Raw genomic sequence first — 14,699 nt, forward strand, 5'->3', positions numbered from 1 at the left:
TTGCTTAGTAGTTATAGTTTTGCTTCAGGTTGCGATTGTTGTTGATTTCGCTAATTGGAATCCGGGCCAGAACGCGGTAATCAGTGAATGGCAAATTTGTCGTCTTGACAACATCACGACCCAATCGTTTCAGATCCCAGAATCGGTGCCCTTCGAAAGCAAGCTCCAACCGACGTTGCTTAATGATTTCATCCAGCAAAGTGGACCCTGTCAGGCTAGCTTTCTCGGGTAGACCCGACCGCGTCCGAATCGTGTTCAAGTCTTTGAGCGCATCCGCGACTTTCCCTAGATTATAATTGGCTTCGGCCCGGTTGAGATACATCTCCGAAATTCGGATAACCGGAACGTTATCGAGGTTGATGGTACCGTTCTTACCCAGAAATTTGGTAGTCTCTATGTTCTGCGCTCCCCGTCCTTTTGTGCCTAATTCATACAGTTGACGGCGAATGTCCAGAACTGCACCAGTTGCATCTTTCTCCGACTCCAGGTCAGCCAGGAGTGCAGCCGTTGGAACAACATCGCCAAACCCACCGGTTGTGGCCGTGTTACCAAGCGTTACCAGTGTAGTGAAGGTTGTTTGTAGAGACGTATTTACACCAATGTTCTCACTCGTCTGAAAGTTAACTTCAAACATCGACTCTGGATTAATAGCCGTTCGCCAGCCAGCAACATAAGTGGCTTTCGATTGAAACGTGCCTATCCCGGATGCGAGGGCGCTGGTTGCAAAGTCGGCGGCTTCCTGATATTTCCCGGCATAAAGCGCTGCGCGTGAGTAGAGTGCCTGAGCCCCTCCCTGGGTCGCGTAGATTGGCCCTCTTGATTTAGCGGTTGCGCTCAGTTTGGCGATAGCTACCGTTAGATCGGCCAGAATTTGGGTATATACGACATCGATGGTAGGCCGGCCAGGAAACTCCACTTGTGGCAACGTTAGTACGCCCGACACTGACACAGGAACACCACCCCGATTATACTCAGGAATAATAGCCGTTGGCATATACGCATATGACTTCATCAAATCAAGGTACATTAACGCTCTGAGGAACAGGCACTGGCCCATGTAGGAATTGCGCTGCGCATCCGTCATGGTCACTTTGGGCAGTGCATCCAATACCAGGTTCGCCAGATTAATGCCATAATAATCCTGCGTCCAGTTGATCATATGAAAACCAGGCTGGTTCTGATACTCTGATACCAGACGGCTTGAATTGTTCGTCGCTCGTCCATTATCGGAAAGTACTTCAGGAATGGCAATCAAATCCCGACCATACAAGTCGGTGCTTTGCAGCGCGTCATAAACGGCATTGACAGCCGCATTGATGGCATCCACGCTTACGAGAGCCGTCGATGAATCGATGGCAGTTCTTGGTTTTACATCAATCAAACTGCTACAGGCAAAGAGACCGAAGGTCAGAACCGACGTGGCAAGCACCCGCTTAAACATATATATTTTCATAAACTGAATGACAAAGGATGAAAAGAATTAGAAACCTACTTCGACCCCGAATGTGTATGTCTTCGACTGTGGGATAGCACCCGTATTTCCCGATCCGTAGTTAAGGAATTCCGGATCGTAGCCTGTCCATTTTGTCCAGGTAACCAGGTTCGTTGCTACCGCATACAGGCGAACACTTTGAAGTATTTTCGTGGCATTAAGCAGTGCCTTTGGGAATGTATAGGCCAGCTGCACCTGCTTTAGACGAACATACGAGGCATCTTCAATACTCCGGCTGGTAGCTGACACGTAGGAAGACCCTAGTATTTCGGCCCCTCCATTGTAGGGACGTGGTACATCGGTGATCTGACCTGGTGTTGTCCAACGATTATTGTACGTGTCGGTTAGGGTATTCACGTTACGGCTTCCGTCATCGATGAGGGTTAGGCCTTGTGAGTTATTAACACGACGACCAAACTCATACTGAAAAAACGCTGTCAGCTCCAGCCCTCTATATGAAATCTGGTTACGAAAGCCGCCATAAATGTTAGCGAAGTCGGACCCTAAATATTTTGAATCGCGCGGGGTTTGATATGTATAGGTAATGTTACCATTCTGGTCGTACCACATCGCCCGGCCCGTAGCGGGGTTTACACCGGCATATACGGGAGCGTAGTTAGCATAAACAGGTTTGCCGACAATGAAATTACGCGTGACGGTTGTGTTACCCGCCTGTACCGGCGCTGTTAGCAAAACAAGGCTATCGACATTGGCTTGCGGAGAAATACCATTATACAGTTTGGTAACCTTGTTGTCAATAACCGAGAAGTTAAAACTAGTTTCCCAGCGCAGAGCAGAGGTTTTTAACACGTCTACAGTTATCTCGGCTTCAAATCCCCGGTTTTTCATCTGGCCCGCATTGAACGCGATTGTCGTATACCCGCTGGTGTTAGGTACTTGCCGTTGTAGTAACAGATCATTACTGGTGCGATCATATACATCAAATTGACCACGAACCCGGTTGTTAAATAAACCATATTCAAGACCGGCCGCGAGTTCAGTGTTTCGTTCCCATTTCAAATCAGGATTTGCCAGGCTGTTGGCGGCAACTCCACTGCCACCATTGTAGTTATACCCGGCAGAGTATAACCCTCTTGAGTCGAAGTTTCCGATCTGATCGTTTCCTGTCGATCCAAAACTGGCCCGCACTTTCAATTCAGTCAATACAGAACTCCCTTTCAGGAAGCTTTCATCTGATACTAACCAACTTCCCGAAACAGAAGGGAAGAAACCAAATAGGTTGTTAGCACCAAAACGGGAAGAACCATCGTAACGGCCAATAAGCGATAAGAAATACCGGCTCTTGTAGTTATAATCCAGTTTGCCAAAGGCCGAAGCCCGGTGATAGCCTGTCCAGAAACTTGACATAGCCGTAAAATTGGCAGCCGCCGAAATGTATTGAAAGTCAGACGTTGGGAAGCCCGTAGCCGACCCACTGGTTCCATTACGCGTATCACTTCGGTACTCAACCCCTGCCAACGCGTTGATGGAGTGCTCGCCAAATTGGTGCGTATACGTAAGGGCACCATTCGTGAGGAAGTTGATATTCTCTTCATTCTGGAACGAGTCACGGCCCTGTACACTGAACGCATCCTGAATTCGGGGATCAGCGTAATAATTGCCTTTAATGATCCGATAATCCAGATTTACGGTTGGCCGGAATATTAACTGGGGCGTAATTTTATATACGAGGGCTGCACTACCAATCATCTGGTTCGTGACCGACGTGATTTTAGCATAATCGGCAGACAGAATGAAGTTGTGGCTAACTACTCCAACGGCACCACCCGTGAGTGGCGTGTTTGCATAGCTGCCATCCGCGTTATAAATAGCGTTTGTTGGTACCATCACCGGCCCACCAAAAGCAGCTGACCCTAAAAATCCGCCCCCGTTGGGCGATGCATACTGTCCGCCCTGCGTCGTTGTACTTAGGTTTATAGACTGCTCAAAGTTTAACTTATCAGACAGTTTCTGGCCCAGACGTAAGCTGGATGTAAACCGCTTGAAATAGATACCGACAACGTTGGCGTCCTGTGTATTGTATGATGACGAAAAGTGGAAGCTATTACGGTCACTTCCGCCCGAGAGCGAGACTTCGTAGTTCTGTACCCGGCCACTGCGCAAAGCCGCCCGTTGCCAGTCGTATGTCTTCAATGTGTCGACAATACCCTGCAACTGCCCTTCTCCGAGGTTGGCTATGGTTGCAGTTGGATATCGTAGAATACCCAGAACCTGCTGAAGCGCCCAGGTTTTGGATTGCGTTGGATTCGCATTCATAAACGCTTCGGTGCGCACGTTTACCCACTGTTGCGAATTCAATACGTCGAAGTATTTAATCGGCTCAACCACACCTTGATAGTAATTGAATTTTACTTGTGTGCGGCCCGCTTTCCCTTTCTTTGTTGTAATGATAACAACACCATTGGCCGCCTGCGATCCATAGATAGAAGCAGCCGCTGCATCTTTTAAGACCTCAATCGACTCAACATCGTTGGGGTTAAGGAAGTTAAGCGGATTGGAACTGGCGTAGGTGTTTGTGTTCTGAGTATTGAGCTGTACACCGTCTACAATATAGAGCGGTTCGTTACCGGCTGTAATTGAACCGACACCCCGTATACGTACTTGCATAGCCCCGCCGGGTGCGCCATTCGCAGAAGAAATCTGCACGCCCGAGATACGCCCCTGCATGGCCCGGTCGATACTTTGGGCAGGGATGTTCTGAATCTCAGCTCCTTTGATTTTAGAAACAGCCCCCGTTACTTCCCGTTTGCTGAGAACCCCGCCGTAACCTGTAACAATCACCTCTTGTAGATCACTGTTGGTGCTCTGCAATTGAACTGCGATAGTACTACGGTTGCCGATTTCGACTTCCAGGCGGGCAAAGCCAATAGAGGAAACAACCAGCGTTGGCTTACCTGATACAGCCAAGCTGAAATTGCCACTGGCATCTGCCGTTGTGCCACGGGTTGTACCTTTTACTGATATACTGGCACCGGGTAGGACGCTACCATCATCGCTGGAGGTTACACGCCCTGTAATGGTACGATCCTGAGCATGCGCGATGCTCATTATACCAAATAGTATTAAAAATAGATTAAATAGTAGTTTTCTGGCCATCTTTAATGAGTGCTTTAAAGGACCTTTAAAACTAAATACAAAGAGACGTTATTGAAAAATTTATATGCATATTTATCTAAAAATGCCATTTTATATTTGGCTTATACTATTTCTTTCAAAATAAAGATCTTAAGGGCGCGATAATTATCAGGTCAAAATTATAGTGAGGTTCGTTAATCTATCTGTCTTAATTTCATATTTTCTTTAATTGTATATTAATGTGCTAGGTTACTATTTAATAAATTTTTACTATCTTATAAGGCCGCAAAGCACTGGATTCTGTCAGTGCTTTGCGGCCTTATAAACTGTCAATCAAGCGCCGTTGCCAGTAAGTTTGATTATCATCAATTGACAGTATCATTGACCAAAATCGACCTGTTAAAACAAAAGGGAATAGGAATAGAATAGGGGAATAAGAAGGATCATCAAACTCATTTCGTTTATAAAAGTGGGTTTGGAGAAACAGATTCGGGTCTAAAAATCCCCATAATCTACCTGCACACAGGTAAGGCCTAATGTCCGACGCCACATATCCACAACTTGCTGACGGTCGTCTACGACCAGTTCGACGTAATACCGCCCGATGATGTGCCGATCAAACAGTTCCTGCTTAATGATGGCATCTTTGCGGTTGTCGTTTTGTTGCCGCATAAATAGCCCGTAGTCGGCGGGTTGCCAGTCGAAATAATGCTCAAGCCAGGCAGTGGTCTCAGTTCGGCAAACAGCATCCCGACCCGAGAAAAATACAATGGCGTAGTCCGATGCCCTTAATGCCTTCACTAAGTTAATAATTGGCCATTTCGGCGCATCGACACCTACCCGGTGCCAGTCGAAGGGGGAGCGGTCGCCCATTATGGCAACCGTACCATCAATATCGACCAGTACGCAACGCGGCAGCCGGTCGTCCTGCACACGCTTGAACACAGGGTTACGCGTAAGGACTTCTGTCTGAAATTTAAAATTCTTTGTCAGTATGGCTAATTGCTCGGCTTGCCGCCGAACGACAACCTCCCCCACCGAATCATCGCGATACTTATCCCGTTGGATACATTCACCAACCGGCACGTCAAGTAACATATAGCGAATTTCGACCTCATCGAACTGTTCGGTCAGCAGTTTCCGAAACTCGTTTAAGTAACTCATTTTCAGGTTCGTATTGTCAATCAGCACATGCCAGTCGTGGATTATCCCCTCCAGAATAGCGGTTTTCTGTAACTCATTAACCAGCGTCTCGATTCGATTTTTCTCGCGGTCGGGCCAGGTTTTCCAGTACTCACCAAGCGATACAGGCAAGAGGCTACGTCGGAGGTCGTCACGATTGACGCGCAACCAGTTTGAATTTTCGGTGCAGAACCGGCGGGCAAAGGTCGATTTTCCACTACCGCTCAGACCAGTAAGAATGAGAACCTTTTTCATTTATCGCTTGTGTTTTTCATAAGTACAGCTAAGCCAGACCTATAAAAATATCTGAATGCTACCTAGTCACTTACAGTAGGTATAAACAAATAGATCGACCTTATAACGCTTTTACACGAAGATATGATGGCTAGTATATAGTTGTCTCAGTTGCCATAACTTCGGTAGCGATTACCTCACTAAAAACCGGGCGTATGCTGTACGGCGCCGATTTCTATAACACGACAATCTTTGCCGTTAGCCGATTCGCCCCCTGTTGTCCACTGAGCAGATATAAGCCCGGAGACAGTCGTTGAATCGGCGTTAAAACCGCCCTTGTAGCTGATTCGTTAGTGATTCGGTAAGGAACCACCAAGCCAGAAGCGGTCTGCAAAGTCAATTGATGAGGCTCAATATTTCGGAACGCAATAGGGATGACTTCCCCCTCAACCGGGTTTTCGATTACGGCCAGCGTGGGTATTACATCGTCGAGAATAAGGGCAATAATTTTGGAATAGGTCACCAGTTGATCTATACCTCTGTCAACCTGTTTTAGCCGATAATAACCCGTTCCGGTTAGCGGTTCCTGATCCAGCAACGAGTACACCTGCCGACTATCAGATTGTCCAACGGCGGCTACACGACCCACTGAAACAAACTCATGAGCGTCATTACTACGTTGAACCTCAAAGTAATCATTGTTTTGTTCCCAGGCGGTTTCCCAGGCAAGAGCCACTTGATTACCAATAACTTTTCCCTGAAATGAAATCACATGAACAGGCAGCGGAGCACTCCACGATAAATCTTCAATGGTGATAGTCTGAGCACCAGGATTTGCGATGGTCTGGGCTGCATTGTTGCAATAGGTAATCGTAATTTCGGTAACGATGCCCGAAAAGGTGACTTGATTCCCCGGATCGGAAGCAGATGCGGGCGCATCGCCGGTACCCGTTACGGTATTTCCCGAAATACTGGAATAATTACCAGCCGTTCCAGAGGCACTAATGGTTGGGGTAACGCTGGCAGCTCCATTCATACCGCTAACGGTTACCTGATCTATGAAATCATAATTAGTGGAATTGGCTGCGCCCCTATCGACATTTAAAAGCCGAAACGTCAAGCCCTGCACAACCGGGCTGAACGTAATCGTTGTTGTCACACAGGCGGTATTGGATGTGTGATTGACAGCCAGTTGAAGTCCCCGACTAAAGGCTTGCGGAGAGTTGCTTTGCAGACCGGTCGTTGTTCCTCCTAACGAAACATTTACATTGGTGGCTGGAGTACCCACACTGGTGTATGATTTAGATAATGTTCCTGTCGTCCATCCGCCCTGCGTAGTCTGAAAATCTAAGTCCGGCTGCGCCAAAACGATGTTACTTATAAATATACTCACTAAAAAATAGATGTACTTCATATAGAAAATGACTTGAGTTTGGCAAAATTGCTGCGTGGAAAAACAATTTATCTAACTCAAATATAAGTACACATTCTAACAGATTCTATAAATTAACGAGTACGACAAGCCATAAATTAATTTAAATTTTATATTGACTTTATACAATGCATAAACGTTACTTTTCGACGATAGAGCCCTCTAAGGACTATTTTTTCTCATTTATTGAAACAAAAAAAGTACTGAGATATTAGTCCTGGGTTTGGCCCTCCCGAAGCGTCAAAATCAACTTCGTTTTCAGTTTATGCAATCCCTTCTCCAGTCCCACCGGATAGGTGTGCGGATTCACAAATCGCTTCACACCCGGATGCAGATTGGCTAATTGGGTCTGCACCCGCGCCCGTACCGTATGAATATCTGGACTGTCATAAACGCGCTTACCTGACCGAAATACAGGAACCAACAAATCTTCGTGGGGTTGCTTGGCATCGAAGTGCCGACGTTTGGTAAAGTCTAACGGATCAATCATTGTGGCTGACTTGCTAACTGAGCCGTCCATACCCTCCAAATTATAAATCATATCGGCCATGAAACCCCGCTCATCACGGAATCGGCGTACCTGTTGAATGCCCGGTGTCGAAATCTTTATAGCCTGCTCCGACAGTTTCATCTTGTACTCCCAGTGGTCCGTCACACGGTGGCCCGTGGCCTGATGGGCTAACCCGTCTGTCGTCTCATTATCGGCCTCTTCTGATGGCTTACCGGCAGACGCATTGTTGTCCGGCTGGTCGGCACGTTCATGGCGAAGAGCGGCTAATTTATAAACACCACCAAGAGCAGGCTGGTCGAAGGCGGTAACGAGTTTTGTACCAACACCCCAGACCGTAATTTTTGCTCCCTGCTGCCGCAGACTACTGATAATAGTTTCGTCGAGGTCATTACTGGCAACGATAGCAGTATCCTGAAAACCAGCCGCATCCAGTAGTTTACGGGCTTCAATGCTCAAGTAGGCCAAATCGCCCGAATCGAGCCGAATCCCAGCCAGCTTATGCCCGCGCTTCACCAACTTTCGACCGGTTTCTATGGCATGTCGGACACCCTGTAATGTGTCGTATGTATCCACAAGCAGGATCACATTGTTAGGCAATACTTCAGCATAAGCATCAAACGCTTCCTGCTCGTTGGCAAATGACATCACCCAACTATGCGCGTGTGTGCCCCGAACAGGAATATCATAGAGTTTACCCGCCAGTACATTTGAGGTTGCATCACAGCCCCCGATGTAAGCCGCCCGACTAGCCGTCATGCCCCCATCGACGCCCTGTGCCCGGCGTAACCCAAACTCCAGCAAGGTGTCGTTTTCGACCACTAATCGGAGCCGGGCTGCTTTTGTGGCAATAAGTGATTCGAAATTAATGAGATTCAGGAGGGGCGTTTCGAGTAGTTGACACTGTAAAATTGGACCACGCACCCGTACCAACGGCTCATTCGGAAACACAACCGTTCCTTCCGGTATAGCTTCAATGTCGCAGGTAAGTTTTAGATTGGCGAGATAGTCCAGAAATGCCTCCTCAAATAGCGGTTTCTCATCGTTGCCGGTCAGGATTCGGAGGTAGCGCAGGTCTTTTTTCGAGAAGCTAAAGTTTTCGATATAGCCAATGACATTAGCCAATCCACAGGCTATGGTAAAACCTCCGTTGAATGGGTTTTTCCGAAAATAGAGATTAAAAACAGCCTCTTTTTCAGCTGTTTTTGTTTTCCAGTAACCATAGGCCATTGTTACCTGATAAAGGTCTGTTAGCAGGCTTAGCGAGGTATCATAAAGCTTGTTTGTCATAAGTTGCGAAGGTAGTATCGGATGACTTCACAGAAAATTCATGCGTAGAAAAACATTTTTTAATTAATTTGGCCTAATAATTGTAAGGGGCACTTTTGCCGTACGCGTATTCACTCAACGTAACAGACTAACCTACAGGCTGTAGTACCACCCACCATGCAGAAATTAAGCCTTTCCCAATCCCTTCAACAGAAGCTATCTCCACAGCAGATACAATTTATTAAGCTGTTACAGATACCTACAATTGAATTAGACACTCGTATTGAAGAAGAACTGGAAATAAATCCGGCTCTGGAAGAGGGCATGGACGAGGAATATGATCAAAAAGATGATGATGACTCGTTTGACGAAACCGATGACTTCAAAGACCGGGACGATGACCTTGACATAGATAGTTATATTCAGAATGAAGATTACGCTGGGTACAAGATGCAGGGCGATGGTAACTATAGCGAAGAAGAACGCGATATGCCGCTGGCTACCGGTTCGAGCCTGACGGACTCACTGATGCAGCAGTTCGCCTACCTTCAGCTAACAGAGGATCAGCAACTTGTTGGCCTTCAGTTGATCGGTAGCATTGAAGGTGATGGGTATATTCGTCGGTCCATTCAAGCTATTGTCAACGACCTGGCTTTTTCGCAAAACGTATTTACGGATTCGGAGGAAGTGGAAGACGTACTGCACAAAATCCAGTCATTCGATCCGCCCGGCATTGGTGCCCGTTCACTACCCGAATGTCTGCTGTTGCAACTCCGGCGCAAAGACCCGTCAGATCCTTATAATATTTTGGCCATCCGGATTATTGACGAATTTTTCGACGAATTTTCTAAAAAACATTACGACAAAATCCAGCGACGACTCAACATCAGCGACGAATCGCTCAAAAAAGTTATTGACATAATTATTAAGCTGAACCCTAAGCCGGGCTCTATGGAAGGCGAAGCGGGTAACGTGCAGTACCTGATTCCCGATTTCCTGTTGTCGAGCAGTAATGGTAAACTTGAGTTGTCACTTAACTCCAAAAACGCCCCCGAGTTGCGTATCAGCCGCTCGTTTGCCGATATGCTCGACACCTACGACAAAAGCAAAAAGCAGAATAAGAACCTCAAAGAAACTGTCTCCTTTGTGAAGCAGAAGTTAGACGCGGCTAAGTGGTTTATCGATGCCATTAAGCAACGCCAGCAAACACTGCTTAAAACCATGAACGCCATTGTGCGCTATCAGTATGATTTTTTTCTGACTGGCGATGAGTCCCGACTGCGGCCCATGATTCTAAAGGACATCGCTATGATGATCGACATGGACGTTTCCACGGTATCTCGGGTGGCTAATAGTAAAGCTGTGCAAACCGAGTTTGGCATTTATCCCCTCAAATATTTCTTTTCAGAGGGCATCTCGACCGATACCGGCGAAGATGTGAGTAGCCGGGAAGTAAAAAACATTCTGAAGGACCTGATTGACGCCGAACCCAAGCTTCATCCTCTTTCGGATGATAAACTTGAAAAAATCCTGAATGATCGGGGGTACAACATCGCTCGCCGAACAGTGGCAAAATACCGTGAACAACTTAACATTCCAGTGGCAAGGCTCAGAAAACAACTTTAATAATTTATGAAAAATTGGTGTGATAAAGCAGGCGAATGATAAAGAACCCTATCAGTTGCTAACTTTGTAAGCAACTGCCGAACAGGCCGTCATGTTGCCACTTCGGCGTACCGATTCATAATTTATAATTAGCCTTTGACTACCCGTATTGCCTATTTCCTGTCGGTTGTTCTTCATCCGCTGCTAATGCCGACACTGCTGTTCGGTCTGTTGTTTTTTCAGGTACCCGCTGCACTGGGGCTGGATGCGTTTTCTCCTTCATTGAGACTTAGCTTACTAGTCTTGATTTTTGTCGGCACATTTATGGTACCGTCCCTGCTGATTTATTACCTTTTCCGTAGCGGATCTATCCAAAGTTTGCAACTGGATACCCTGGCTGACCGTCGCTTACCGTATTTCCTGACAGCCTTGATTTATGCTATTGTAGCGTATTTATTTACCTTTCAGATGCAGGCATTGTCGATTCTTGCCCCCGAAATCGGTATTTTGATCGCTAGTATTGCGGTTTCTATCCTACTCGTTGGCTTGATTAGCTTATCATGGCAAATTAGTGCTCACAGCGTCGGAATTGGGGGCGTGGTAGGCGTTATCAGTAGCCTGATGCTCAAATTTAGTCTGACAGACCTGTTCGTTCCATTACTTCTTTTGGTGCTGTTAACGGGTTTTGTAGCCAGTGCCCGGCTCAGGCTCAATGCCCATACCCCAGCCCAAATTAGTGCGGGACTGGCCCTTGGACTGATCGTTAGTCTGATAACGGTATTTTGGCTGATTTAAACCCTCTGTATCCAACATCACCTTCCCTATGTACGAAAATCTCCTTTACGATGTCACGGGTGCCGTTTGCCGAATAACCCTCAACCGCCCACAGGTATACAACGCCCTCAGCCCTGGTCTTATAGGCGAGATTACAGCAGCGATTGAAGCCGCTGGTGCCGATGAGCAAGTTCGGGTGGTTGTTATCACTGGTGCAGGCGACAAAGCATTTTCATCGGGTGCTGATTTGAAAGAAGGCGTTGCTACGGCGTCGTCTGATGGACAGCTTATGCTGGGCAACTCCCTTCGAACGACCTATCACCCTATGATTCGCGCTATCCGTAACCTACCCAAACCAGTTATCGGGCGGATTAACGGCGTAGCCGCCGGGGCAGGTTGCTCGTTGGCACTGGCCTGTGACGTCGTTATCTGCGCTGACGAAGCTTATTTTAGCCAGATATTTGTCAACATTGGACTCATGCCCGATGCGGGTTCTACATTTTTTCTACCTCGGCTCATTGGTCCGCAACGGGCTTTCGATCTATGCAGCACTGGCCGACGCGTTTACGGTCCCGAAGCAGCCCAAATTGGCTTAGTAAATCGCTCAGTTTCAGCCTCTGAATTAGATGCGGCCATCGATAACGTTGTTACCTATTATGCTGTCTCTCCCACCCGCGCCATTGGTGCCATGAAAAAAGTATTGAACCAATCGTTGTATTCCGACCTTGATCACCAACTTGAACAAGAGGCTGACAATCAGGATATATTAGGTCGTTCTGTCGATGCTCTTGAAGGTATTGGAGCCTTCCTGATGAAGCGCAAAGCAAATTTTTCGGGCAAATAGATTGACAACCGTATTTTTTCTACCTACTTTTGCACTCCCAATCAATGGGAAATGCATTTGTAGCTCAATTGGATAGAGCACCTCACTACGGATGAGGAGGTTTGGGGTTCGAATCCCTACAAGTGCACACAAGTACAATTTCAAAGCTTTGCAATTCTCTGATTTGCAAGGCTTTTTTACTTATAACCAATTAGTTAAGACTTTTTTTACTGTTCGCTTTAGTTCGCTAAAATCCTAGTTAGTTCTCCTTGTGTGATACGCATGTGATACGCATTTACTGAGTTATACACTGGCTTATCATTGTGCTCACTTAAACAGTAAGGCACAGTGATAATTAAAGTAAGGTACAGGGTGGTGTTTAATCGAACGGGCAAGTTAGATAGTAGTGGAAAGGCTGGTGTATTGATAGAATGCTATCAATACAGAGTGCGCAGATATGAGTCAACTGGTATAAGGATTTCCCCAAAGGAATGGGATAAACAAAAAAGTGAAGTAAAAAAGCGACCCGATCTAAACCGTCTGATCAGAGACAACATTAACGAATTAGAGCAGTTTGAATTAACATTTTCGGCGAATTATGGACGTGCATTCCGCTTAGCTGATTTTGACTTAAAGGACTCAGTTGCTCCGCAGAAAGAAGAGCTTATTACATTTACCGACTTTGCCATTAAACGTATTAATCTTGACCATGCCAAGAACAAGATAAACAAGACGACAAAGAATCGTTATGAACGCGTCATTAATTTACTAGCTGAATCTTTAGACGTACGAACCGTTAAGTTTAGCGACTTAACCTATGCAAATATTGAGGTGTTTGACGACTTTCTTACAATTGACCAAGATCAGCAAAGAAATACGGCTTATAAGCACCATCAGGTAATTGGCAAGTACCTGACCAAGGCAATTAAAAGGAAGATTTTTCCAATACAGGACAATCCTTACAACGACTTTGAGAACAAACAGATCGCGGTTGAAACGGTTGTGCTTGCGCCCGCTGAAATTGAAAAAATCGAAAGATTAACTTTCATTTCGGCTAATAAGCACCTAGAGTTCTATAGAGACTCATTTCTCCTGGCTTTCTATACTTTGCTACGGATTGGTGATATAACCCAACTTAGAAATCAAAATCTCATTGAGACAGACGATGGATTAGTTCTAGATATGGCTGCTCAAAAAACAAAGAAAATTAATCGGTTGAAAGTCTTTGCTATGCACCCTACGCCTGACGGTCCTAGTAAGCCCGAACAGATATTACGTAAATATTGGAGAACAGATAATAGTCGTTTTTTTGAACGCTCACACCCTAAGATGAATGAATATGTAAAAGAGATTATGAAACTGGCCAGTATTAAAAAGCATGTAACTTTTCATACATCAAGACATTCCGGTATCACCTATTTAGTAACTATTATGCCTACGACAATCGTACAGAAACTCGCACAGCACAAGTCAATTGTAACAACCATGCGCTATGTACACATAGCTCAACAAGACGTTTATCAGGCACTTGACCGGACTAACTGGAATCAACATGGAGAATCTTCCAAAACGAAAATATAATAAAAGTAAAGAGGGATATACTGTCTCTGTTACCTATTTCTTACGTAAAGAGGCAGATTTTTTGGAAAAATTCATGGATAATGATGACTCAGAAAGTGATACCCCGAAGTTTCCCTTGTATATCAGAGTAGCTTTTTTACAGCAAAATGTAAAAATTCGTAGTCGCTTAATGGTCAAACTAACTGATAATAATTTTGATGACTATATGGCCTTGCCATTCGTTGAAGAGTTTGTTCATTCAGAGATTGCTGCCATTAAATATTCTGTACAGGAGTTTAATCCAGATCAAAAGCAAAACTTCCGTATAAGCGAGTGGTCAAATTTTTATAAAAATGGCAACGACGATTTAAGCGTTTCAGTCGAAGATATACTTACTGATCGCCTTATTGAGTCTATGAAAAACACAGTAGATATTTTAGGACATGAAAGAGCTCTCCTAGCTATAGCTTCAGGAGGATTGAGTTTAATATGGATATTAGCCTCAATGGGTTTAAAACCAGCATTGTCACTTTACAATGAGTTTCGACCCATATTTGACATAATTACACCTGAAGACTCTGCATATAGAGGACAATTTAGCCACAAGCCTGAATACACTAGTTGGGATTGGAAAGTAGGTACTTACCAGGCAATGATTGAAAAAAAATACCGTAGTAAATCTAAGCCACTGCTATCACTACTAGAAAATATATTGTCCTAGAAG

At 45.5% G+C, this 14,699-nt stretch carries 10 protein-coding genes and 1 tRNA gene; 6 read left to right on the forward strand and 5 right to left on the reverse strand.

The genetic code is table 11. The features are described from left to right. Positions 1 to 4 precede the first annotated feature (4 nt). From ACFS25_RS24960 to ACFS25_RS24980, 5 genes are all read right to left on the reverse strand, one after another. Entirely contained in the window at positions 5 to 1,453 is a 1,449-nt protein-coding gene (locus tag ACFS25_RS24960) for a RagB/SusD family nutrient uptake outer membrane protein (protein ID WP_381506475.1), read from the reverse strand. 27 nt (positions 1,454 to 1,480) lie between these two features. Further along, positions 1,481 to 4,561: a SusC/RagA family TonB-linked outer membrane protein gene (locus ACFS25_RS24965; protein ID WP_381506477.1), complete on the reverse strand. Its 3,081-nt coding sequence runs from the start codon at positions 4,559 to 4,561 to the stop codon at positions 1,481 to 1,483. A 522-nt stretch (positions 4,562 to 5,083) separates the two neighbouring features. Continuing rightward, positions 5,084 to 6,025: a phosphatase domain-containing protein gene (locus ACFS25_RS24970; RefSeq protein ID WP_381506479.1), complete on the reverse strand. Its 942-nt coding sequence runs from the start codon at positions 6,023 to 6,025 to the stop codon at positions 5,084 to 5,086. Between the two features lie 214 nt (positions 6,026 to 6,239). After that, the gene (locus ACFS25_RS24975) at positions 6,240 to 7,418 is read right to left on the reverse strand and encodes a hypothetical protein (protein ID WP_381506481.1); all 1,179 of its coding nucleotides are present in this window, start codon (positions 7,416 to 7,418) and stop codon (positions 6,240 to 6,242) included. A 229-nt stretch (positions 7,419 to 7,647) separates the two neighbouring features. Continuing rightward, positions 7,648 to 9,234, reverse strand: a complete 1,587-nt coding sequence (locus ACFS25_RS24980) for a nicotinate phosphoribosyltransferase (RefSeq protein WP_381506483.1) — start codon at positions 9,232 to 9,234, stop codon at positions 7,648 to 7,650. Positions 9,235 to 9,390: 156 nt separating this feature from the next. On the opposite strand from ACFS25_RS24980, the gene rpoN reads away from it, so the two are divergent. The 6 genes from rpoN to ACFS25_RS25010 all read left to right on the forward strand — a co-directional run bounded on the left by rpoN (position 9,391) and on the right by ACFS25_RS25010 (position 14,696). Further along, positions 9,391 to 10,839 (forward strand): RNA polymerase factor sigma-54, encoded by a 1,449-nt coding sequence (gene rpoN, locus ACFS25_RS24985; protein ID WP_381506486.1) that lies wholly within the window; start codon positions 9,391 to 9,393, stop codon positions 10,837 to 10,839. 135 nt (positions 10,840 to 10,974) lie between these two features. Beyond that, a complete protein-coding gene (locus ACFS25_RS24990) occupies positions 10,975 to 11,613 on the forward strand; it encodes a hypothetical protein (protein WP_381506488.1) in 639 nt (212 codons plus the stop codon). A 28-nt stretch (positions 11,614 to 11,641) separates the two neighbouring features. After that, the gene (locus tag ACFS25_RS24995; protein WP_381506490.1) at positions 11,642 to 12,436 is read left to right on the forward strand and encodes an enoyl-CoA hydratase/isomerase family protein; all 795 of its coding nucleotides are present in this window, start codon (positions 11,642 to 11,644) and stop codon (positions 12,434 to 12,436) included. A 53-nt stretch (positions 12,437 to 12,489) separates the two neighbouring features. Further along, a tRNA-Arg gene (locus ACFS25_RS25000) sits at positions 12,490 to 12,563 on the forward strand. A 200-nt stretch (positions 12,564 to 12,763) separates the two neighbouring features. Next, complete coding sequence (locus ACFS25_RS25005) at positions 12,764 to 13,996, forward strand: site-specific integrase (RefSeq protein WP_381506492.1); 1,233 nt, start codon at positions 12,764 to 12,766, stop codon at positions 13,994 to 13,996. Then, positions 13,968 to 14,696 (forward strand): hypothetical protein, encoded by a 729-nt coding sequence (locus tag ACFS25_RS25010; protein WP_381506495.1) that lies wholly within the window; start codon positions 13,968 to 13,970, stop codon positions 14,694 to 14,696. Before ACFS25_RS25005 ends, ACFS25_RS25010 begins: the two co-directional genes overlap by 29 nt. The last annotated feature ends 3 nt before the right edge of the window (positions 14,697 to 14,699 follow it).

The sequence above is a fragment of the Spirosoma flavum genome, assembly GCF_042686045.1.
Taxonomy (GTDB): Bacteria; Bacteroidota; Bacteroidia; order Cytophagales; family Spirosomataceae; genus Spirosoma; species Spirosoma flavum.